Consider the following 22,209-nt stretch of genomic DNA (forward strand, 5'->3'; position numbering starts at 1 on the left):
GCCCAAGTGTCGAAAGCCGCCCCTGAACAGCTCTCCCGGTATCGGGCGAGCGCGGTGACCCCTGGCACGGCGGCGGCCGGATGCGGCGATTTCGTGAGACCGGAGGAGAGGAATCTGTATGCGCGCCAACCGGTTCGAGGTCGTTGGGAGACAGGCGGACTGGAATCCGGAGGACGCGGCGGCCTGGGAGGCCGGCAACAAGAACATCGCCCGCCGCAACCTGCTGTGCACCATTGCCGGTGACCACGTGGCGTTTTCGATCTGGACCCTGTGGCCGGTGATGGCGCTGTTCATGCCCGGTTCCGTCTACGGCTTCTCCGCCGGCGACAAGCTGCTGCTCGGCGCGGTCGCGACCCTGGTCGGGGGCTGTGTCCGCATTCCCTACACCCTGGGTATCGCCGCCTTCGGCGGCCGCACCTGGACGACGTTCTCGGCCTTCGTGTTGTTGATCCCGACGGCCCTCACGATTGTGTTGCTGGCCAATCCCGGTCTGCCACTGTGGTTGTTCGTGGTGTGCGCGGCCATGACCGGGCTCGGCGGCGGCAATTACGCGGCCTCGCTGGCCAACGTCAACGCCTTCTATCCGCAGCGGCTCAAGGGCGGCGCGCTGGCCATCAACGCCGGCGTCGCCAACGTCGGGGTCGCGGTGATCCAGCTGGTCGGCCTGCTGGCGCTGGCCGCGGCCGGGCATAAGGCGCCGTACTGGGTCTGCGCTGTGTACCTGGTGTTCCTCACCATGGTCGGTATCGCGGCCGCGTCGTTCATGGACGACATTCACCACGGCACCCGGTTGAGCACCATGCGCTCGATCCTGTTCGAGCGCGATACCCAGGTGATCTCGCTGCTCTACATCGCCACGTTCGGCTCCTGGATCGGGTTTTCCTTCGCCTTCGGGCAGGTGATGCAGGTGAACTTCGCCGAAAGCGGGGAAAGCGCCAAACATGCGGCCCTACACGCCGCCCAGGTGGCCTTCATCGGGCCACTGCTGGGTTCGCTGGCACGCATCTACGGCGGCCGGCTGTCCGACCGCGTCGGCGGCAGCCGCGTCACCCTGGGCGTACTCGCCGGCATGACCGTGGCCGCCGGGCTTCTGGTCACCGTCAGCACCCTCGACGATCACCACGCCGCAGCGCACTCCGCCAGCATGATCGGCTACGTCACCGGCTTCATGGTGCTGTTCGTCCTGTCCGGCATGGGCAACGGCTCGGTCTTCAAGCTGATCCCCTCGGTCTACGAGGCGCGCAGTCGGTCGCTGAACACGAGCGAGGACGAGCGCCGTCATTGGGCCCGCGCCATGTCGGGATCCCTGATCGGCATCTGTTCGGCCGTCGGGGCGTTGGGGGGCGTGGGAATCAACCTGGCGCTGCGCCAGTCGTACCTGAGCACCGGCACGGAAACATCTGCCTACTGGGTCTTTCTGAGCTCGTACATCGTCGCGGCGATCATGACGTGGGTGGTCTACGTACGCCGTCCCGCGTCCGCCCCGGGCTTGTCCGGATCGGCGCCGGATACCGAGGCCGCCCGCGTGTGAGCGGACTCGCAACACGGGCAATGCCACAGCAATTGACAGGTAACGCAACCGAAACGTCGCAGGCATACACAATTCATATGGCCCCTCAACTGGCCCCACCAGACTCCGCGCCGCTGACCGGCTACCGGATCGCCGTCACGTCGGCGAACCGCGCTGAGGAGCTGTGCGCGTTGCTGCGCCGTAACGGCGCGGAGGTCTCCAGCGCCGCGGCCATCAACATCATCGCGCTGCCCGAAGACGCCGAACTGCAGAATCACACCGAAGCGGTGATCGCCGATCCACCCGATATCTTGGTGGCGCACACCGGCATAGGCTTCCGCGGCTGGGTCGCCGCGGCCGACGGCTGGGGGCTGGCGACCCAGCTGCTGGCGTCGCTTGCCAAGTCGCGGATCGTGGCGCGCGGCCCGAAGGCGACCGGCGCGTTGCGGGCCGCCGGGCTGCACGAGGAGTGGTCCCCCAAGTCAGAGTCGTCGCGCGAAGTCCTGCGCTATCTCCTCGAGTCGGACGTCGCCGGCAAGCGCATCGCCGTCCAGCTGCACGGTGCAGCCGACGGTTGGGATCCCTTCCCGGAGTTCATCAACGGATTGCGGGCGGCGGGCGCGCAGGTGGTTCCCATCCATGTGTACCGGTGGAAGCCGACGCCGGCCGGCGGTGACTTCGACCAACTCGTCGCCTCGGTCGCGCGCCGGCAATTCGACGCCGTGACCTTCACCTCGGCGCCCGCCGGCGCGGCGCTGCTGGAACGCAGCCGCGAGCTGGGCATCGAAGACCAACTGCTGCAAGCGCTTCGCAGCGACGTGCATGCGATGTGCGTCGGCCCGGTCACCGCCCAGCCGTTGATCCGCGCGGGGATCCCGACGTCCTCGCCCGAGCGAATGCGGTTGGGCGCGTTGGCCCGTCACATCGCCCAGGAGCTCCCGCCGCTGCGGTCGTGCACCATCCGCGCGGCCGGGCACGACATCGAGATCCGCGGAACGTGCGTGCTGGTCGACGGGTCGGTGCAGTCGCTGTCGGGATCGAGCATGGCTACCCTGCGCGCACTGGCACAACGTCCCGGCGATGTCGTCGCACGCAACGACTTGCTGCGGGTACTTCCCGGCAACAGCAATGATCCCCACGCCGTCGATACCGCAGTGCTGCGGCTGCGAACGGCGCTGGGCGACAAGAACATCGTTGCGACCGTCGTCAAGCGCGGTTACCGGCTCGCGGTCGACCATCCGGGAGACTCCACATGGCATTGATCCTGGTAGCCCACGGCACCCGCAGGCCGGGTGGCGTTGCGATGATCGAAGACCTTGCGGCACAGGTGAGTACGCTCGTCCGCAGCACGGTAGACGTTGCCTTCGTGGATGTTCTCGGCCCCACCCCCAGCGAAGTCCTGGCGCGCGCGAAGGCCGCCGAACGGCCCGCCATCGTGGTGCCCGCGTTCCTGTCGCGCGGATACCACGTACGGGCGGACCTGCCGTCACACGTCGAGATCAGTGGACACCCGAACGTGACCGTCACCCCCGCGTTGGGCCCGAGCGGTCAGATCGCCCGGATCGTCGGCGATCAACTGCTGAAATGCGGTTGGCGGCCGGGCGATTCGGTGATCCTGGCGGCCGCGGGGACATCCGACGACAAGGCCCGCGCCGATCTGCACACCACGGCGACGCTGTTGTCGGCGCTGACCGGGTCCCGGGTGAGCCTGGCGTTCGCGGCCACCGGTGATCCGCCGGTGCCAGAGGCCGTGGATCGGGCACGGGCGCGCCGCACCGGCGGACGCGTCGTGGTCGCTTCGTATCTACTGGCCGACGGCCTGTTCCAACAACGGCTGCACGGGTGTGGCGCCGACCTGGTCAGCGAGCCGCTGGGCACCCACCCGGGGCTGGCGCGGCTGGTCGCGAACCGCTTTCGCCGGGCGCTGCCGCCGGTCCTCGCCCGGACGGCCCGGCACGCGTCGCGCCGATCGAGCCCGCATCAGCCGGCCCACCCTCGAACCACAATTTCCCTTCCCTAGCGCAAATCGCCTGCCGGCGAGGCGCGCCGGTGCTCGGCGTTCCTTGATCTTTGGTCGCCGACGGGCGATCCTGGCACCATGCCCCGTCGCGAAGAGCAGTCGCATGGGATCCTCGACCCGGTCGCCAAGATGCTGCGGTTGCCCTTCGGCACACCGGAATTCATCGACCGGATCGTCACGGGCGGTGCCAATCAGGTGGGCCGGCGTACCCTGCGCATGCTGATCACGACGTGGGACGCCGCCGGCGGCGGCCCGTTCGCGGCCAGTGCCGTCGCGTCGACGGGAATGGCGAAGACCGCCGAAATCGTGCAGGGCATGTTCATCGGACCCGTCTTCGGCCCACTGCTGAAGATTCTGGGTGCCGACAAGGCGGCCCTGCGGGCCTCGCTGTGCGCCTCGCAATTGGTAGGCCTGGGCATCATGCGCTACGGCATCCGATCCGAGCCGCTGCACTCCATGCCGGTGGACGCACTCGTCGACGCGATCGGGCCGACGATGCAGCGCTACCTGGTCGGCGACATCACCCGCTGAACCCGGCGTTCGGCCTCAGGCGGCCCGCGGCTGGTAGTCGCGCGCGACCTGAACGTAGCCGTCGTCGGTGATCCGCACCGGGTACACCGGCACCGAAACGGTCGGATCATCCAGGCAGGAACCGTCTTCGAGCGAGAACGCCTGCTTCAAGATGGGCGACTGAACCGTGACGCAGCCGTCGCGGTCACCCACGATCCCGCGGGAAAGCACCGCGGCCCCGGAGAACGGGTCGACGTTGCCGACCGCGTACACCGAGCCGTCGTCGAGCCGGAACAACGCCGCCTGGGAACCGTCGTCGAGCAGCACGCCGACGCCGCGACCCGGAATGAGGTGCTCGTACGCGCACGCGCTGGTCCACACCGCAATGTCGTTGAGAAGTGTCATGATCGGTTCCTCATTCCTCCGTTGTCGCCGCACGGACCCGCGGCATACCAATGGACACAGGGATTTTGCGGCCGGCGTGCTCGGTGAACGCCACCGTCGAATCGACGGCGTCCGGGGCGTTGACGAACGACACGAACCGTGACAGCTTGTCCGGGTCGTCCAGCACGCCCTTCCATTCGCACTTGTAGTTCTCGACGTGCCGCTCCATTGCGGCTTCGAATTCCCCGGCCAGGCCGAGCGAGTCGTCGCACACCACCTCGCGCACGTGGTCGAGCCCGCCGTCGAGCGAGTCGACCCACGGCGCCGTGCGTTGCAGCCGGTCGGCCGTCCGGATGTAGTACATGACGAACCGGTCGACGTAGCGGACCAGCGTTTCGGTGTCCAGGTCGCTGGCCAGCAGCTGCGCGTGTTTGGGCGTCATGCCGCCGTTGCCCCCGACGTACAGGTTCCAGCCCTTTTCGGTGGCGATGACGCCGACGTCCTTGGACCGCGCCTCGGCGCACTCTCGCGCGCAGCCCGAGACGCCCATCTTGATCTTGTGCGGTGCCCGCAAGCCGCGGTAGCGCAGTTCCAAATCGATGGCCAGCTGCACCGAATCCTGCTGCCCGTAACGGCACCAGTCGGTTCCCACGCAGCTCTTCACCGTGCGTAAGGCCTTGCCGTACGCATGGCCCGATTCCATGCCACCGTCGACGAGGCGCTTCCAGATCTCCGGCAGTTGGTCCACCCGCGCGCCGAACATGTCGATCCGCTGCCCGCCGGTGATCTTGGTGTAGAGCCCGAAGTCTTGGGCGATCTGGCCGATCAGGATCAGGTGCTCCGGCTTGATGTCCCCGCCGGGGACTCGGGGCACCACCGAGTAGCTGCCGTTCTTCTGGATGTTGGCCAGGAAGTGGTCGTTGGAATCCTGCAGCGAGGCCTGCTCGCCTTCGAGGATGTGGTCCGACCCGGTGGAGGCCAGGATGGAGGCGACCACGGGTTTGCAGATGTCGCAACCCTTTCCGCGGCCGAAGCGCTCCAGCAGCCCGGAGAAGGTGCGGATCTCGGTGGCGGAGATGATCTCGAAAAGCTCCGCGCGCGATTGGCTGAAGTGCTCGCAGAGCGCCTTGGACTGTTCCACGCCCTCGGCTTCCAGCAGCTGCTTGAGCAGCGGGACGCATGACCCACACGAGGTGCCCGCCGAGGTGCACGCCTTGAGCGCGGGGACATCGGCGCAGCCGTCGGCGATCGCGCACTTCAGATCGCCCTTGGTGACGTTGTTGCACGAGCAGATCTGCGCCGAATCCGGTAGCGCCCCAACACCCAACGCGGTGCCGCCGCCGGAGGAGGCCGGTGCGATCAGCGCCAGCGGGTCGCCGGGCAGCTCGCTGCCGACCATGGGCCGCAGCACGCCGTAGGACGAAGCGTCACCGACCAGCACGCCGCCGAGCAGCGTCTTGGCGTCGTCGGAGAGCACGAGCTTGGCGTAGGTGCGGTTGACCGCGTCGTTGATGGCGACCTCGAGGCAGTTCTCGGTGGTCCCCATCGCGTCGCCGAAGCTGGCCACGTCGACGCCCAGCAGTTTGAGCTTCGTGGACAGGTCCGCCTCGCCGAACTCCGCGACGCCGTCCAACAGCCGGTCGGCCACCACCTCGGCGGAGGTGTAGCCGGGACCCACCAGGCCGTAGCACCGACCGCCGATCGCGGCGACCTCGCCGATCGCGTAGATGTCGGGATCGCTTGTCTGGCAAGCCACGTCGGTGAGCACCCCGCCACGCTCAGCGCGCGTCAGTCCGGCGGCGGTCGCGAGCTCGTCGCGCGGCCGGATGCCGGCGGCGAAGATCACCAGACCGGCGTCGATGACCTGGCCGTCGGTCAGACTCACCCGCAGCGAGGTGGTGCCGTCCGAATGCTCGACCGCCTCGATCGATTCGGTTCCGGTGCCGACGTGCACCGAGATACCGAGCTCGCCGATCATCCTGGCCAGCAGCCCACCGCCGGCCTCGTCGATCTGCTGTGCCATCAGCCGCGGCATCATCTCGATGACGTGGGTCTGCAACCCGAACTGGCGCAGCGCGTTAGCGGCTTCCAGGCCGAGCAGGCCGCCGCCGATCACGACACCCGCGGTGGCGTGCGAGGTTTCGACCGTGCGCTGGGCGTCGGCGCGGATGGCGTCGAGGTCGTCGAGCGTGCGGTACACGTGGCATGCGGGCAGGTCGTGGCCCGGCACCGGGGGCACGAACGCGTACGACCCGGTCGCCAGGACCAACGTGTCGTACGCGTGCCGCTGGCCGTCCGCCGTCGTCACTGTCTTTGCGGCGCGGTCTATTTCGGTGACGCGCTGGTTGAGCACGAGCCGCACCAGCTCGTCACCCTCGTATTCGTTGCCGGGCAATGCCAGTAGCTTGCGATCCCAGCTTTCGGTGTAGGAGGTCAGGCCGACGCGGTCGTAGGCGGCGTCGGTCTCCTCGGCGAAAACCGTGATGCGCCAGAGTCCCTCGGCGTCACGGGCGCGCAGCGCCTCGACGAATCGGTGCCCCACCATGCCATGTCCGACTACGATGATGTGACGACGCGCACAGCTGGCGCGCGAAATCCCGTCTGCAGACATGGCTTTGAGAGTAACGGCCAGAAATTACGTTCTTTTCGCCCAATGTGACGGTCCTATGACGAGGATCTCACAACTCACAGGAAGGCCTGTGATTGATCGTTCGCTGCCGGCGAACGACAAGGTGGAACTTTAGCGGGGTCGACTCATGTTTGACCTAGTAGCCGGTCGAACAGGCACCGGTCACAGGAATCTCACAATCAAGTTCAAGGAATTAGAAGGGAAGCGCCATGAGCAGCCTCGCATTGTGGTCGCGGCCGGCCTGGGACACCGACCGGTGGTTGCGCGACTTTTTCGGACCCGCCGCCGCGGCGGACTGGAACACCCCGGCGACCAGCGGCTTCAAGCCCGCCGCCGAGATCGTCAAGGACGGCGACGACGCGGTCGTACGGGTCGAGCTGCCGGGCGTTGACGTCGACCAGGACGTCAACGTGGAGGTCGACCGCGGACGGTTGGTCATCCACGGCGAGCACCGCGATCAGCGTTCGGAAGAGAAGGAAGGCCGCACGCTGCGGGAGATCCGGTACGGATCGTTCCGCCGGTCGTTCCAGCTGCCCGGCCACGTCACCGGCGATGCCATCACGGCCACCTATGACGCCGGCGTGCTGACAGTGCGGGTCGCCGGTGCATACGCCGACAACCAGGCGCAGCGCATCGAGATCACCAAATAGTCTCCGGCCAGTTCGGAGAGAAACAGCCGAATCCGGCGGAGTCACAACGGCTCCGCCGGATTCGGCGCGTCAGCCCCAGCGGGCCAGCAGCTCCTTGGCCCGGGTCGCCAGCGCGGCCTGCAGGAACGGCCCGAAACTGATGCGCGCCACACCCAGCGGACCGAACGACGCCGGGTCGTCCTGGTCGGGCAGCGCGATCGCGTTGACCGGCAACTCCAGCTCCGCGGTGAGGCGCCGCAACGTGTCGGGGTCGTGGCGGCCCACCGGATAGAGCACATCGGCGCCGGCGGCCGCCGCCTGATTCAGCCGTGCCACCGCCCGCTCGACGCGATCGGACGCCTCGCCGTCCTGGCGCACGAACAGATCCGTCCGGGCATTGATGACGACGTGCACCCCGGCCGCGTCGGCGGCCGACCGCAGCTCGCCGACCAGCTCGGCGTGTTCGCCGGCCGACCGCAACCGCTTGCCCTCCGAGTGCACGGTGTCCTCGATGTTCAGCCCGACGGCCCCGGCGCTGAGCAGGCCCTCGATCAGCCGGGCCGGCGGCTGCCCGTAACCGGACTCGATGTCCACCGACACGGGGACATCGACGGCGGCGGTGATCTGGGCGACCCGGGCGAGGACGTCGTCGAACGACATGCCCTCGTTGTCGGGTTTGCCGATCGAGTCCGCCATCGGGTGGCTGCCCACCGTCAGGGCGGCGAATCCGGCGCCGGTGGCCAGCCGCGCCGACCAGGCATCCCACACGGTCGGCAGGATGACCGGGTCACCCGGCCGGTGCAGTTTCAGCAGCGTGGCGGCCCGCTCGGCCGGCGGGGTGCGTCCCGTCATAAGTGTCTGCTCCCTCGGCATCCGGGCTCAACAAAACTGACGTGTGGCGTGTGCCGTGGATAGTATCGAGGGCGTACTGTGATCCGAAACACTGCCGAGGAGATCCGTTGACGAGCACGACTGGCACGACCGAATTCGCCGAACTCCACGACCTCATCGGCGGCCTGCGGCGGTGCGTGAGTTCCCTGCGGGCCCGATACGGTGACAGCCCGGCCATGCGGCGCATCGTCATCGACGCCGACCGCATCATGTCCGACGTCGACCTGCTCGACACCGACGTGTCCGAATTGGACCTGGCCGGCGCCACCGTGCAGCAGTCCGGCGAGAAGATCGTCATTCCAGACACCCAGTACGACAGCGAATTCTGGCGCGACGTCGACGACGAGGGTGTCGGCGGTCACAACAGGGCCTGAACAACCCAAGCCCCCCAGAAAAGGGGGGCTTTCCTCTGTGTACCCTTCGACCTACAGCCCGTTCGAAGAGGAACACACTAAATGAGCGCACCAACGGCGAACCGTCCTGCGTCCGGTGTCTTTTCACCCACGCGCGCCCGTATCCAGCAACGCACCCTACGCACCGACCGGTGGTGGATGTCGCCGCTGCGAATCGATCTCGGCTTCGCCGCCTTCCTTATCTATGCGACAGCGCGGGCGTTTCAACAGAATTACTTCTTCGTCCCCAAATACCACTACCTGACGCCGTTCTACTCGCCGTGCGTGAGCAAGGGTTGCGGTGAGGCCGGCGACATCTGGCCGCAGTTCCTTCCCGACGTGTGGTGGCTGCCGTACGCGGCGCTGTCGCTGCCGTTCCTCCTGCTGTTCCGGTTGACCTGCTACTACTACCGCGGCGCCTACTACCGCACGGTGTGGCAGTCGCCCACCGCCTGCGCGGTGGCCGAGCCGCGCGCCCACTACACCGGCGAGACGCGGTTCCCGCTGATCATCCAGAACACGCACCGGTACTTCTTCTACATCGCCGGCATCATCTCGGTGATCAACACCTACGACGCCATCGTCGCGTTTCACTCCGACAGCGGACCCGGCGGATTCGGTTTCGGTCTGGGCAATCTGATCCTGCTCGGCAACGTCATCATGCTCTGGATCTACACGCTGTCGTGCCACTCCTGCCGGCACGTCACCGGCGGCCGGCTCAAGCATTTCTCCAAGCACCCTGTGCGGTACTGGATCTGGACGCAGGTCAGCGTCATCAACACCCGGCACAAGATGTACGCCTGGATCACGCTGGGCACGCTGATGCTCACCGACTTCTACATCGCGCTGGTGGCCAGCGGCACCATCCCAGACCTGAGATTTGTTGGCTGACAAGCCATTTCGACATCAATCAGAATTTAGCTAGCGAGGGTTTCAATGGTTGAAATCGAGCGGCACACGTATGACGTGGTCGTGATCGGTGCGGGCGGCGCCGGGCTGCGTGCGGTCATCGAAGCGCGCGAACGGGGTTTGCGGGTTGCGGTGGTGTGCAAGTCGCTGTTCGGCAAGGCCCACACGGTGATGGCCGAGGGTGGCTGCGCGGCGTCCATGGGCAACACCAACCCGAAGGACAACTGGAAGACCCACTTCGGCGACACGATGCGCGGCGGGAAATTCCTCAACAACTGGCGCATGGCCGAACTGCACGCCAAGGAAGCCCCGGACCGCGTCTGGGAGCTGGAAACCTATGGCGCGCTGTTCGATCGCCTCAAGGACGGCAAGATCAGCCAGCGCAACTTCGGCGGGCACACCTACCCCCGGCTGGCCCACGTCGGTGACCGCACCGGCCTGGAGCTGATCCGCACCATGCAGCAGAAGATCGTGTCGCTGCAGCAGGAGGATTTCGCCGAGCTCGGCGACTACGAAGCCCGGATCCGGGTGTTCGCCGAAACCACGATCACCGAGTTGATCAAGGACGGCGACGCGATCGCCGGGGCGTTCGGCTACATCCGCGAAAGCGGAAACTTCATCTTGTTCGAGGCGCCCGCGGTGGTGCTGGCCACCGGCGGCATCGGCAAGTCGTTCAAGGTCACTTCGAACTCGTGGGAGTACACCGGCGACGGCCACGCACTGGCCCTGCGCGCGGGCGCGTCGCTGATCAACATGGAGTTCGTCCAGTTCCACCCGACGGGCATGGTGTGGCCGCCGAGTGTGAAGGGGATCTTGGTCACCGAGGGCGTTCGCGGCGACGGCGGGGTGCTGAAGAACTCGGACGACAAGCGGTTCATGTTCGATTACATCCCGTCGGTGTTCAAGGGCCAGTACGCGGAGTCCGAACAAGAAGCCGACCAGTGGCTCAAGGACAACGACTCGGCCCGCCGCACCCCGGACCTGTTGCCCCGCGACGAGGTCGCGCGCGCGATCAACTCCGAGGTCAAGGCCGGACGGGGCAGCCCACACGGCGGCGTCTTCCTCGACATCGCGTCGCGACTGACCCCGGCGGAGATCAACCGCCGCCTGCCGTCGATGTACCACCAGTTCAAGGAGCTGGCCGGGGTCGACATCACCAAGGAGCCCATGGAAGTCGGGCCGACCTGCCACTACGTGATGGGCGGCGTCGAGGTGGACGCCGACACCGGCGCCGCCACGGTCCCCGGGCTCTTCGCCGCCGGCGAATGCTCCGGCGGCATGCACGGCTCGAACCGGCTGGGCGGCAACTCGCTGTCGGACCTGCTGGTGTTCGGCCGGCGCGCCGGTCTGGGCGCGGCCGACTACGTGCGGGCGTTGAGCAGCCGTCCGGCCATCGCCGACGACGCCGTCGAGGCGGCGGCGAAGCGGGCGCTGTCACCCTTTGACGCGCCGGCCAACGGCGCCGCCGGGGAGAACCCCTACACCCTGCAGCTGGAACTGCAACAGTCGATGAACGACCTGGTCGGCATCATCCGCAAGTCCGACGAGATCACGGAGGCCCTGGCGCGGCTGGACAAGCTGCGGGCGCGGTTCAAGAACCTGCACGTGGAGGGGCAGCGGCGATACAACCCGGCCTGGAACCTCGCCATCGACCTGCGCAACATGCTGCTGGTCAGCGAATGCGTCGCCAAGGCCGCGCTGCAGCGCACCGAGAGCCGCGGCGGGCACACCCGCGACGACCACCCGTCGATGGACTCGTCGTGGCGCAAGGTGCTGCTGGTGTGCGAGGCGGCCGAGGGCGACGAGGTGATTCCGGACATCACCATCACGAAGAAGGATCAGACGCCGATGCGGCCCGATCTGCTGGAGCTGTTCGACATCGCCGAGCTGGAGAAGTACTACACCGACGAAGAACTCGCCGGGCACCCGGGACGGAGTGGCAAATGACCTACAACGCGACGATGCGGGTGTGGCGCGGCGACGACGCCGACGGTGGTCTGCAGGACTTCACGGTCGAGGTCAACGAGGGCGAGGTCGTCCTCGACATCATCCATCGCCTGCAGCAGACGCAGACGCCCGATCTGGCGGTCCGGTGGAACTGCAAGGCGGGCAAGTGCGGCTCCTGCTCGGCGGAGATCAACGGCAAGCCGCGGCTGCTCTGCATGACCCGGATGTCCACCTTCGCCGAGGACGAGGTGGTCACCGTCACGCCGCTGCGGACGTTCCCGGTGATCCGCGACCTGGTCACCGACGTCTCGTTCAACTACGAAAAGGCCCGCGAGATACCGTCTTTCGCGCCGCCCAAGGACCTGCAGCCGGGCGAATACCGGATGGCGCAGGAAGACGTCGGACGCTCCCAGGAGTTCCGCAAGTGCATCGAGTGCTTCCTGTGTCAGAACGTATGTCACGTGGTGCGCGACCACGAGGAGAACAAGAAGGCGTTCGCCGGCCCACGCTTTTTGATGCGAATCGCCGAGCTGGAAATGCACCCGCTGGACACCCGCGACCGGCGCAACGACGCTCAGGACGAGCACGGCCTGGGCTACTGCAACATCACCAAGTGCTGCACCGAGGTCTGCCCGGAAAACATCAAGATCACCGACAACGCGCTGATCCCGATGAAAGAGCGGGTCGCCGACCGTAAGTACGACCCGGTGGTGTGGCTCGGTAACAAGCTGTTCCGTCGCTAGTCTTCCGCGAGGATTACGCGCCGAGACGGCGAAAGACGCTTCGATGGAACACGATGGGCGCCACCTCGGCGTCCACCGTCACCTCGCTGACCCGCAGCACCACGATGGTGTGATCGCCAGCCGGAATGAGTTGCTCGATCGCGCTTTCCAGCCAGAGGCCGGTGCCCTTGATGAACACCGCGCCGGTGGAACGCGAGACGGTTTCCAACCCCGCGAACCTGTCGCCGGTCTTGGCGGCCAGCGCCCGGGCGGCCGCGTCATGTTCCTCGCCCAGCACACTGATCCCCAGCATCGGCAGATCCTTGAGTTTGGGCCACGTCGTCGAGGTGTTCTGCACGCAGAACGACACCAACGGCGGATCCAGCGATACGGGCACAAAAGTGCTGGCGGCCAAACCTTCCCGCGTTCCGTTCACTTCGGCGGCGATCGCGACGACACCGGACGGGAAGTGACCGAAGGCCTCCCGCAGTGACGACGCTGTCAACTTGTCATTCGAGTTCACCGGACTTATTCGCCCCTAGAGCCGGAGACGGGATTTGTCGGATTTGACCCTACCCGGCTTCACTCGCCCGGGCGCGGCCACCCTCGCCCGTTTTCTAAGCGTTCTGCCGAATATCCGTGCGCCGCGGCGACATCCGGATGCGCCCGCAGCCTGCTCTTCCAGGCGTTGCGGCCGTAGACCGCGAAGATCGGATCCGAGGGATCGTCGACTCGCTGCGCGCGTGCCTCGAGTTCGTCGGGCAGCGACAGCACCGGTATCCGCGCGTCCAGGCGGGGGTTGAAGAAGAAGGGCACCGAGATGCGGTCGCCCGTCGGCCCCTGCAGGTTGACCCGGTGCTCGGTGGCCCGTAAGCACCCGCGCGTCGCCACCTCCAGCAGTTCACCGATGTTGACGATGAATGCGCCGTCGCGCGGCGGCACGTCGATCCAGCCGCCGTTCGAATGGCCGATTCCCGGCGGCCGCACCTGCAGGCCCGTGCTGCCCGGTTCCGCCAGCAGCAGCGTCAACACCCCCGAGTCGCGGTGCGCGCCCACGCCCTGCGGGCCGGCCGCGCGGCCCGGGTAGCGGATGATCTTGATCAGCGTGGCCGGCGCGTCGGCGAAGGCGGCGTCGAATACATCGGACGGGCCGCCCAGCGCGGCCGCCCACTGCCGCAGCAGGGTGCGGGCCACCGCGGACAGCGCGGCGTCCCACTCCGCCACGATCCCGGGCAGGTCCGGCAGCGCGGCGGGCCACTGATTGGGGCCCTGCAGCCACCGATAGTCGGATCCGTCCAGCCCACCGATCGCAGGTCGTTCCGGCCCGACGTCGATCTGCTCGCGCCAATCCACTTCCCCGCGGGTCAACTCGCCGCCGAGCCGGGTGTAACCACGGAAGTGGGGACTGCGCACCATGGCGACGGCGTCCTTGTCCGGTTGCGGCAGCGCGAAGAGCCGACGGGCCGCGTCCAGGACCCGCGTCACCAACTCCGGCGGCACGCCGTGACCGGTGAGATAGAAGAATCCGATCTCGTGGCCCGCGACGCGCAGGGCGTCCCGCAGGCGGCCCGGGTCGGCCCGCAAATCCACTGCGGGCAGCTCCGAGGGCAGCGCAGTGACGCCGCGCACATCGGTCATGTGCCCGTCATCACCGCAGGTAAATCGATTTTCAGGGCGTGACCTGCAGCTTCCCAACCGGTTGGTTAATTAGGCAATGAAATCTAGCTCACATTGGCTTGCATACCGCTGACGCTAGCGATATTTTAGCGGTGTTACTGGTGGGTAACTTAGACCTAGTACCCAACCACAAGTGGCATTCTCAACGAGGAGGACCGTAGTGAGCCACTACAAGAGCAACGTCCGCGACCAGGCGTTCAACCTGTTCGAAGTTCTGGGCGTTGACAAGGCATTGGGCCAAGGCGAATACAGCGATCTGGACGCCGACACCGCCCGCGAAATGTTGAACGAGATCAGCCGGCTGGCCGAAGGGCCGGTCGCGGAGTCGTTCGTCGAGGGCGACCGCAATCCGCCGGTCTTCGACCCCGAGACGCACTCCGTAACACTGCCCGAGTCTTTCAAGAAGTCGGTTCGCGCCGTCATCGAGGCGGGTTGGGACAAGGTAGGCCTTGACGAGTCGCTGGGCGGCGTGCCCGCTCCCAAGGCGCTGCTGTGGGCCCTGCACGAACATCTCCTGGGCGCCAACCCGGCCGTGTGGATGTACGCCGGAGGGGCGGGCTTCGCCCAGATCCTTCACCACCTCGGCACCGACGAGCAGAAGAAGTGGGCCGAGCTGGCCGCCGAGCGCGGCTGGGGTTCGACCATGGTGCTCACCGAGCCGGACGCCGGCTCCGACGTGGGCGCCGGGCGGACCAAGGCGGTTCAGCAGGAGGACGGTTCCTGGCACATCGACGGGGTGAAGCGATTCATCACCTCCGCCGACTCCGGCGACCTGTTCGAGAACATCTTCCACCTGGTGCTGGCGCGCCCCGAGGGTGCCGGACCGGGCACCAAGGGCCTGTCGCTGTTCTTCGTGCCCAAGTTCCTGTTCGACTTCGAGACCGGTGAGCTGGGCGAGCGCAACGGCGTCTACGTCACCAACGTCGAGCACAAGATGGGCCTGAAGGTATCGGCGACGTGCGAGCTGAGCTTCGGCCAGCACGACGTCCCCGCCAAGGGCTGGCTGGTCGGCGAGGTCCACAACGGCATCGCGCAGATGTTCGAGGTGATCGAGCAGGCCCGCATGATGGTCGGCACCAAGGCCATCGCGACGCTGTCGACGGGTTACCTGAACGCGCTCGAGTACGCGAAGTCTCGCGTGCAGGGCGCCGACATGACCCAGATGACCGACAAGACCGCACCGCGGGTGACCATCACGCACCACCCCGACGTGCGCCGGTCGCTGATGACCCAGAAGGCGTACGCCGAGGGTCTGCGCGCGCTGTACCTGTTCACCGCGACCTACCAGGACTCGGCCGTCGCCGAGGCACTGCACGGTGTGGACGCCGAGCTGGCGGTCAAGGTGAACGACCTGATGCTGCCCGTCGTCAAGGGTGTGGGCTCGGAGCAGGCGTACGCCAAGCTCACCGAGAGCCTGCAGACCTTCGGTGGTTCCGGCTTCCTGCAGGACTACCCGATCGAGCAGTACATCCGGGACGCCAAGATCGACTCGCTGTACGAGGGCACCACCGCCATCCAGGCGCAGGACTTCTTCTTCCGCAAGATCGTCCGCGACAAGGGCCAGGCCCTGGCGCACGTGTCCGAGCAGATCCAGAAGTTCGTCGACAGCGAGTCCGGCAACGGCCGCTTGAAGACCGAGCGGGAGCTGCTGGCCAAGGCGCTGGAGGACGTGCAGGCGATGGCGGCGACGCTGACCGGCTACCTGATGGCGGCGCAGGAGGACGTGACCAGCCTGTACAAGGTGGGTCTGGGTTCGGTGCGCTTCCTGATGAGCGTCGGTGACCTGGTCATCGGCTGGCTGTTGCAGCGCCAGGCGGCGGTTGCCGTCGCGGCGCTCGACGCCGGCGCCAGCGGCGAGGAGAAGTCCTTCTACGAGGGCAAGATCGCGGTGGCATCGTTCTTCGCGAAGAACTTCCTGCCGTTGCTGACCAGCACTCGCGAGGTCATCGACACGCTGGACAACGACATCATGGAGCTCGACGAGGCCGCCTTCTAGGCCAACCTCGAACGCCACGCGCAAATCCCCCGCTTCGACCGCGAAGCGGGGGATTTGTCTTTTGCCGTACCGCGCAATCCCCCGGCAACGAAAAGGCCGCCGCTGGATCCCCTCACTCCAGCGGCGGCCCTTTTCGCACGCCAGTCCGTGAAACGGGCCGGCACTCGCATTCGGGGGATGCCCCGTATTGCCGTCGGGGTCGGGGGGTCAGACCACAACACGGGGCCATCCGGTGGGTCGAATACCCGCGCCCCGATGGGACTAACCAGGAGTGACCCAACTCATTACGGGCGTCGAGCCCGCGCGGGCGAGGGCCGATGGGCCGTCAGGCCTCCAAGATCGCGGCGACGCCCTGGCCGCCGGCCGCGCAAATCGAGACCAGGGCGCGCACGGTGCCGCCGCCCTTCTGCTCGGCCTTACGCTGGGCCAGCTGCTTGGACGCCTGTGCCAGGATTCGTCCACCGGTGGCCGCGAACGGGTGGCCGGCGGCCAGCGAGGACCCGTTGACGTTGAGCTTGGACCGATCGATCGACCCCAGCGCGGCGTCCAGCCCCAGGCGCTCCTTGCAGTACTCCTCGGATTCCCACGCCTGCAGGTGGCACAGCACCACCGACGCGAACGCCTCGTGGATCTCGTAGAAGTCGAAGTCCTGCAGGCTCAGGCCGTTGCGGGCGAGCAGCCGCGGCACCGCGTAGGTCGGGGCCATCAGCAGGCCGTCGCGCCCGTTGACATAGTCGACCGCCGCGGTCTCCGAATCCACCAGGTAGGCCAGCGGGGTCAACGAATGCGCGGCCGCCCACTCGTCGGTGGCCAGCAGCGCCACCGACGCGCCGTCGGTCAGCGGGGTCGAGTTACCGGCCGTCATCGTCGCGTCACCGGCCTTCACGCCGAACACCGGACGCAACTTCGCCAGCTTCTCCGCCGACGAGTCCGCGCGCAGGTTGTCGTCGCGGTACAGCCCCAAGAACGGCGTGACCAGGTCGTCGAAAAAGCCGCGGTCGTAGGCGGCGGCCATGTTGCGATGGCTGGCGGCGGCCAGCTCGTCCTGGGCGACGCGGCTGATGCCCATCTTCTTCGCCGTCAGCGCCTGGTGCTCGCCCATGGACAGCCCGGTGCGGGGTTCGCTGTTGACCGGGATCTCGACGCCCAGCGTCGCGGGCAGCGTGCCCGCCAGCTTCAGCCGTTGCACGTTGGAGTTCGCGCGGCGCAGCTTGAGCAGCGTGCGGCGCAGGTTGTCGCCCAGGCCGATGGGCGCGTCGGAGGTGGTGTCCACACCGCCGGCTGCGGCCACGTCGTAGCGTCCCGCCGCGATGCCCTCGGCCGCGTTGACGGCCGCCTGCAGCCCGGTACCGCAGGCCTGCTGCAGGTCGAACGCGGGGGTGTGGGACGACAGCTGCGAGCCGAGCACACATTCACGCGTCAGGTTGAAGTCCCGGCTGTGCTTGAGGACGGCACCGCCGACCACCAGGCCCAGCCGCTCGCCGGCCAGCCCGAAGCGATCCACCAGCCCTTCCAGGGCGGCGGTGAACATGTCCTGGTTGGAGGCCTCCGCGTAGGCACCATCGGATCGGGCGAACGGGATGCGGTTGCCGCCGAGGACGGCCACGGGCCGCCGCTCGGAACTGCGTTGCTTGCTTGCCTCAGAACTTGCAGCGGCCACTGTTTTCTCCGTGTTTCTGGCGGTCTATCGGTTTGGGAGTCGCCCGTCTGGGGCCATACTACCCACTGTTCTTACTCTGCAGTAAGTTCGTCCTCGATACGGTTGTGCTGTAGGCATACCCCGACTTCGAAAGAATATGGAAGGTAGCTCCGGTGGCTCCCAAGGCTTCATCCGATCTGTTCTCTCAGATCGTCAACTCCGGTCCTGGATCGTTTCTCGCCAAGCAGCTCGGCGTCCCCCAACCCGAGACGCTGCGCCGCTACTCCGCCGGTGAACCGCCCCTGGCCGGGGCCTTGCTGATCGGCGGGGAGGGCAGGGTCGTCGAACCGCTGCGCGCGGCGCTGGACGCCGATTACGACCTGGTGGGCAACAACCTGGGCGGTCGCTGGGCCGACAAATTCGGCGGCCTGGTGTTCGATGCCACGGGCATCACCACGCCCGAGGGGCTCAGGGGGCTCTACGAGTTCTTCACCCCCCTGCTGCGCAACCTCGGCCATTCGGCGCGCGTCGCCGTGGTCGGCACCACGCCCGACGCCGCCGCGAGCCCGCACGAGCAGATCGCGCAGCGCGCGCTGGAGGGCTTCACGCGCTCGCTGGGCAAGGAGGTGCGTAACGGCACCACGGTGGCGTTGGTCTATCTCTCACCGGACGCCAAACCCGCTGCGACGGGCCTGGAGTCGACGATGCGGTTCATCCTGTCGGCCAAGTCCGCCTACGTCGACGGCCAGGTCTTCTACGTCGGTGAGGCGGATTCCACTCCCCCGGCGGACTGGGAGCGACCGCTGGACGGGAAGGTAGCCATCGTCACGGGCGCGGCCCGGGGAATCGGCGCGACGATCGCCGAGGTGTTCGCCCGCGACGGCGCACGCGTGGTCGCGATCGACGTGGAATCGGCCGCCGAGGCGCTGGCCGAGACCGCCAGCCGCGTCGGGGGCACCGCGCTGTGGCTCGACGTCACCGCCGAAGACGCCGTCGACAAGATCACCGAACACCTACGCGAACACCACGGCGGCCGCGCCGACGTGCTGGTCAACAACGCCGGCATCACCCGCGACAAGCTGCTGGCCAACATGGACGACGCTCGGTGGGACGCCGTCCTGGCGGTCAATCTGCTTGCCCCGCTGCGACTTACCGAAGGGCTCGTGTCCAACGGCACGCTCGGCGAGGGCGGCCGGGTGATCGGCCTGTCGTCGATGGCCGGCATCGCCGGCAACCGCGGCCAGACCAACTACGCGACGACGAAGGCCGGAATGATCGGCCTCACCCAGTCGCTCGCCCCCGAGCTCTACGGCAAGGGCATCACGATCAACGCCGTCGCACCGGGATTCATCGAAACCCAGATGACGGCCGCCATCCCGCTGGCCACCCGCGAGGTCGGACGCCGGATGAACTCGCTACTGCAGGGCGGGCAGCCGGTGGACGTCGCGGAAACCATCGCCTACTTCGCCAGCCCGGCTTCGAATGCGGTGACGGGCAACGTCATTCGCGTTTGCGGCCAGGCCATGCTGGGCGCATAGGAGAACGTCATGAACCAGCCAAGCGGCCTGAAGAACATGCTGCGCGCCGCCGCCGGGGCCCTGCCCGTGGTGTCGCGCAGCAGTGAGCTGCCCACCCGCACGGTGACCATCGAGGAGCTGCCGATCGACCGCGCGAATGTGGCCGAGTACGCGGGGGTCACCGGTCTGCGCTACGGCAATCACGTGCCGCTGACGTACCCGTTCGCGCTGACCTTTCCGGCGATGATGTCGCTGGTGACCGGGTTCGACTTTCCTTTCGCCGCAATGGGATCGGTGCACACCGAGAACCACATCACGCAGTACCGCCCGATCGCGGTCACCGACACCGTCGGCGTGCGCGTGCACGCCGAGAACCTGCGCGAGCACCGCAAGGGCCTGCTGGTCGATCTGGTGACCGACGTCAGCGTCGGCAACGACACCGCCTGGCACCAGGTGACGACCTTCCTGCACCAGCAGCGGACCAGCCTGTCCGACGAACCCAAGCCGCCCCCGCAGAAGCAGCCCAAGCTGCCGCCGCCGTCGACCGTGTTGCGGATCAGCCCGGGGCTGATCCGGCGCTATGCCGACGTCGGGGGCGATCACAACCCGATCCACACCAACTCGGTCGCGGCCAAGCTGTTCGGGTTCCCGACGGTGATCGCGCACGGAATGTTCACTGCGGCAGCCGTATTGGCCAATGTCGAGGCGCAGATTCCCGATGCTGTCCGGTATTCGGTGCGGTTCGGCAAGCCGGTGGTGCTGCCCGCGACCGCGGGACTCTACATCGATGAACACGACGGCGGCTGGGACATTTCGTTGCGCAACATCGCCAAGGGCTACCCCCACCTGACCGGCACGGTCCGGGCGCTCTAGCGCCGACGCCACTAGCCCGGGTGCGTCGAACTGCGGCCCGTGGCAAGCAGTTTCAGACCGTGGGCGCTGGTCGCGGTCAGCAGGAATAGCAGGAATAGCCACAGCGGCGGCCGGGCGAGTTCCCAGACGAAGATCGCCGCCCAGATCGGTGAGCCCTGCGTCACCGCCAGCACGCCCGCGGCGCCGGCCAGCGACACCGCCGGCACGTGCAGGTGCGTCCCCGTCGCCCAGTTGATCATCAGCACCAGCGCGGACCCGGCGGCCGCGCCGGTCGCCAGTGAGGGCGTGAGCAGTCCGCCCGCCCCGCCGGCCCGCAGAAACAACGCTGTCAGAAGGGGTTTCAGCGCCAGAATTGCCAGCGCCGACAGCAAGGTCATGCCGCTGGCCAGGCTGACCGTCAGGATGCTGCGGCCGTTGCCGGGCAGCTCGGGCCACCAATGCGAACAGATCCCCATCACCAAGCCCGCCCCGGCAAGCGCGGGGATCAGCAGCGGCGTGCGCATCGGACGGGCGGGGCGCGCCGCGGCCATCAACCGGTTGAAGGCCAGCCCCACCGCCAGAGCAAGCGGCGCCAGCAGCAATCCGTGCGCGGTCAGCAGATACGTCGACTCCTCGATCGGCCACTGCAGGTTGGGCTGGTCGCGGGTGATCGCCGAGCCGACGGCGACCGCCAGGCCGGAGGAGAGAAACGCCGCGCCCACCGCGCGCGGCTGCCAGGTGCTGAGCAGAATCCGGATCGAGAACAGCGCCCCGGCCAGCGGGACCGCATACACCGCGCCCAGCCCGGCCCCGGCCGCGCAGGCCAGCAAGACCTCACGATCATGCGGTGAAAGCCGCTTGAGCCATCCGGTGCCGAAATCGCTTAGCGCAGCCGCGAATTGACGCGGCGCCCCTTCTCGCCCCAATGACGCGCCCGACCCGACGAGCAGCACCTGCAGCAAGGCATCGACGCTCCACGACAACCTCGGCACGGGCTCCCGCGCTGCGATGGTCTGCGCCAGTGGGGGCACCTCCGCCCGGCGCCGCAACAGCCACCACCCCAGGCCCGCCAGGGCGCCGCCGATCATCGGGCCTACGACCCGGCGGATCGGGCTGCTGGCGGCCACCCCCGCCAGCAACGCGCCGAAACTGTAGTGGTAGGTGGCGTGCTGGACAGCGCGCAGCACGAACGTCGTCGCCAATCCGGCAACTCCGGCGAGCAACCCGACGATGGTTACCGCACAAAAGAAGTCGAGGTTGCCGCGGTCCGAGCCGAGCGCGCTCATCCGGGCCACCTGAACGATGGCCTAGTCGCCCGCGGCGTCCGAGCCGCCCGCCGCGGCCGCTTCGCGTTCGGCCGGCGAGCCCTTGAGGCCGTACCAGAACAGGTCGACCATCAGCTGGGCCGCCTCCTCGACGTCGACGTCGCCGGCGGACAGCCGGTTGGCGACCGCCTCGCCCGCGCCCACCAGGGCCACGGCCATCATCTCGTGCTCCCGCTCGGAGCGCGCGTTGCGGCTGCCCGCCCGCATCAGCCCGGCCACCAGTTCGATGATCTGCTCGCGTCCCTCTCGGACCATGTGGGCGAACGCCTGCGAGCTGGTGGCCTGGGTGTACATCACGATCCAGGAGGCCCGATTGGCGTCGATGTAGCGCATGAACGACGCGATGGTGTTACGCAGCATGTCGTTGGGGCTCTGCCGGAAATCGATGTCGGCGCGCACCACGTCGATGAACCGGCTCATCTCCCGATTCAGGCAGGCGCCGAACAGATCTTCCTTGCAGCCGTAGTACAGGTACAGCATCGGCTTGGAGATCTGCGCCTCGGCGGCGATGGCGTCCATCGAGGTCTCGTGATAGCCGTTGACCGAGAACATCTGCACGGCGGCGTCGAGCATCTGCTGCTCACGGACGGCACGCGGTAACCGCTTGGTACCACCCGCCATCGCTTGCCTCTCCGTCTATCTGACTCAAGAGTAAGCAAC

Annotated in this window: 20 protein-coding genes; 12 read left to right on the forward strand and 8 right to left on the reverse strand. The window is 67.5% G+C overall.

The window, feature by feature from the left end:
• Positions 1-118: 118 nt before the first annotated feature.
• The 4 genes from AC5Y7E_RS07600 to AC5Y7E_RS07615 all read left to right on the forward strand — a co-directional run bounded on the left by AC5Y7E_RS07600 (position 119) and on the right by AC5Y7E_RS07615 (position 4,061).
• Positions 119-1,531 carry a nitrate/nitrite transporter gene (locus AC5Y7E_RS07600; RefSeq protein ID WP_499948244.1) on the forward strand — a complete coding sequence of 471 codons (1,413 nt, stop codon included), beginning with the start codon at positions 119-121 and terminating at the stop codon, positions 1,529-1,531.
• An 89-nt stretch (positions 1,532-1,620) separates the two neighbouring features.
• Positions 1,621-2,772: a uroporphyrinogen-III synthase gene (locus AC5Y7E_RS07605; RefSeq protein ID WP_499948340.1), complete on the forward strand. Its 1,152-nt coding sequence runs from the start codon at positions 1,621-1,623 to the stop codon at positions 2,770-2,772.
• Complete coding sequence (locus tag AC5Y7E_RS07610; protein WP_499948246.1) at positions 2,763-3,530, forward strand: sirohydrochlorin chelatase; 768 nt, start codon at positions 2,763-2,765, stop codon at positions 3,528-3,530. The genes AC5Y7E_RS07605 and AC5Y7E_RS07610 overlap by 10 nt, the downstream gene beginning before the upstream one ends.
• Positions 3,531-3,608: 78 nt before the next feature.
• Positions 3,609-4,061, forward strand: coding sequence for a TetR/AcrR family transcriptional regulator (locus AC5Y7E_RS07615; protein ID WP_499917785.1), 453 nt, complete (start codon positions 3,609-3,611; stop codon positions 4,059-4,061).
• Between the two features lie 15 nt (positions 4,062-4,076).
• Here AC5Y7E_RS07615 and nirD read toward each other — a convergent pair whose 3' ends face one another.
• A complete protein-coding gene (gene nirD / locus AC5Y7E_RS07620; protein ID WP_499917784.1) occupies positions 4,077-4,445 on the reverse strand; it encodes a nitrite reductase small subunit NirD in 369 nt (122 codons plus the stop codon).
• Positions 4,446-4,455: 10 nt separating this feature from the next.
• Positions 4,456-7,035, reverse strand: coding sequence for a nitrite reductase large subunit NirB (nirB, locus tag AC5Y7E_RS07625; RefSeq protein ID WP_499948248.1), 2,580 nt, complete (start codon positions 7,033-7,035; stop codon positions 4,456-4,458).
• Positions 7,036-7,262: 227 nt separating this feature from the next.
• On the opposite strand from nirB, the gene AC5Y7E_RS07630 reads away from it, so the two are divergent.
• Positions 7,263-7,703 (forward strand): Hsp20/alpha crystallin family protein, encoded by a 441-nt coding sequence (locus tag AC5Y7E_RS07630; RefSeq protein ID WP_499948250.1) that lies wholly within the window; start codon positions 7,263-7,265, stop codon positions 7,701-7,703.
• 69 nt (positions 7,704-7,772) lie between these two features.
• Here the strand turns inward: AC5Y7E_RS07630 and AC5Y7E_RS07635 are convergent, their stop codons facing one another.
• Positions 7,773-8,534, reverse strand: coding sequence for an isocitrate lyase/PEP mutase family protein (locus AC5Y7E_RS07635; protein WP_499948252.1), 762 nt, complete (start codon positions 8,532-8,534; stop codon positions 7,773-7,775).
• Between the two features lie 107 nt (positions 8,535-8,641).
• Between AC5Y7E_RS07635 and AC5Y7E_RS07640 the strand changes: the two genes are divergently transcribed.
• From AC5Y7E_RS07640 to AC5Y7E_RS07655, 4 genes are all read left to right on the forward strand, one after another.
• Positions 8,642-8,947 carry an Rv0250c family protein gene (locus AC5Y7E_RS07640; protein ID WP_064953694.1) on the forward strand — a complete coding sequence of 102 codons (306 nt, stop codon included), beginning with the start codon at positions 8,642-8,644 and terminating at the stop codon, positions 8,945-8,947.
• A gap of 81 nt (positions 8,948-9,028) precedes the next feature.
• A complete protein-coding gene (gene sdhC, locus AC5Y7E_RS07645; RefSeq protein ID WP_499917780.1) occupies positions 9,029-9,856 on the forward strand; it encodes a succinate dehydrogenase subunit SdhC in 828 nt (275 codons plus the stop codon).
• Between the two features lie 45 nt (positions 9,857-9,901).
• A complete protein-coding gene (locus tag AC5Y7E_RS07650) occupies positions 9,902-11,821 on the forward strand; it encodes a fumarate reductase/succinate dehydrogenase flavoprotein subunit (RefSeq protein ID WP_499917779.1) in 1,920 nt (639 codons plus the stop codon).
• The gene (locus tag AC5Y7E_RS07655) at positions 11,818-12,564 is read left to right on the forward strand and encodes a succinate dehydrogenase/fumarate reductase iron-sulfur subunit (protein WP_067123930.1); all 747 of its coding nucleotides are present in this window, start codon (positions 11,818-11,820) and stop codon (positions 12,562-12,564) included. Before AC5Y7E_RS07650 ends, AC5Y7E_RS07655 begins: the two co-directional genes overlap by 4 nt.
• Positions 12,565-12,577: 13 nt before the next feature.
• Here AC5Y7E_RS07655 and AC5Y7E_RS07660 read toward each other — a convergent pair whose 3' ends face one another.
• Together AC5Y7E_RS07660 and AC5Y7E_RS07665 are read right to left on the reverse strand one after the other, a co-directional pair.
• Positions 12,578-13,066, reverse strand: coding sequence for a flavin reductase family protein (locus tag AC5Y7E_RS07660; protein ID WP_499917778.1), 489 nt, complete (start codon positions 13,064-13,066; stop codon positions 12,578-12,580).
• Between the two features lie 59 nt (positions 13,067-13,125).
• Complete coding sequence (locus AC5Y7E_RS07665; RefSeq protein WP_499948254.1) at positions 13,126-14,181, reverse strand: isopenicillin N synthase family dioxygenase; 1,056 nt, start codon at positions 14,179-14,181, stop codon at positions 13,126-13,128.
• Positions 14,182-14,380: 199 nt separating this feature from the next.
• Here AC5Y7E_RS07665 and AC5Y7E_RS07670 point away from each other — a divergent pair, with 199 nt between their 5' ends.
• Positions 14,381-16,216 (forward strand): acyl-CoA dehydrogenase, encoded by a 1,836-nt coding sequence (locus AC5Y7E_RS07670; RefSeq protein ID WP_499917777.1) that lies wholly within the window; start codon positions 14,381-14,383, stop codon positions 16,214-16,216.
• 325 nt (positions 16,217-16,541) lie between these two features.
• Here the strand turns inward: AC5Y7E_RS07670 and AC5Y7E_RS07675 are convergent, their stop codons facing one another.
• On the reverse strand, positions 16,542-17,876 hold the full coding sequence (locus AC5Y7E_RS07675; protein ID WP_499917776.1) for an acetyl-CoA C-acetyltransferase: 1,335 nt from the start codon (positions 17,874-17,876) through the stop codon (positions 16,542-16,544).
• A 152-nt stretch (positions 17,877-18,028) separates the two neighbouring features.
• Here AC5Y7E_RS07675 and AC5Y7E_RS07680 point away from each other — a divergent pair, with 152 nt between their 5' ends.
• Entirely contained in the window at positions 18,029-19,393 is a 1,365-nt protein-coding gene (locus AC5Y7E_RS07680; protein WP_499948256.1) for a 3-oxoacyl-ACP reductase, read from the forward strand.
• A 9-nt stretch (positions 19,394-19,402) separates the two neighbouring features.
• Positions 19,403-20,245, forward strand: a complete 843-nt coding sequence (locus tag AC5Y7E_RS07685) for a MaoC/PaaZ C-terminal domain-containing protein (RefSeq protein WP_499948257.1) — start codon at positions 19,403-19,405, stop codon at positions 20,243-20,245.
• A gap of 11 nt (positions 20,246-20,256) precedes the next feature.
• Here the strand turns inward: AC5Y7E_RS07685 and AC5Y7E_RS07690 are convergent, their stop codons facing one another.
• Together AC5Y7E_RS07690 and AC5Y7E_RS07695 are read right to left on the reverse strand one after the other, a co-directional pair.
• Entirely contained in the window at positions 20,257-21,510 is a 1,254-nt protein-coding gene (locus tag AC5Y7E_RS07690; RefSeq protein WP_499948259.1) for a chloride channel protein, read from the reverse strand.
• 21 nt (positions 21,511-21,531) lie between these two features.
• Entirely contained in the window at positions 21,532-22,170 is a 639-nt protein-coding gene (locus tag AC5Y7E_RS07695; protein ID WP_499948261.1) for a TetR/AcrR family transcriptional regulator, read from the reverse strand.
• Positions 22,171-22,209: the final 39 nt, after the last annotated feature.

This window comes from Mycobacterium sp. NGS17 (assembly GCF_059813205.1).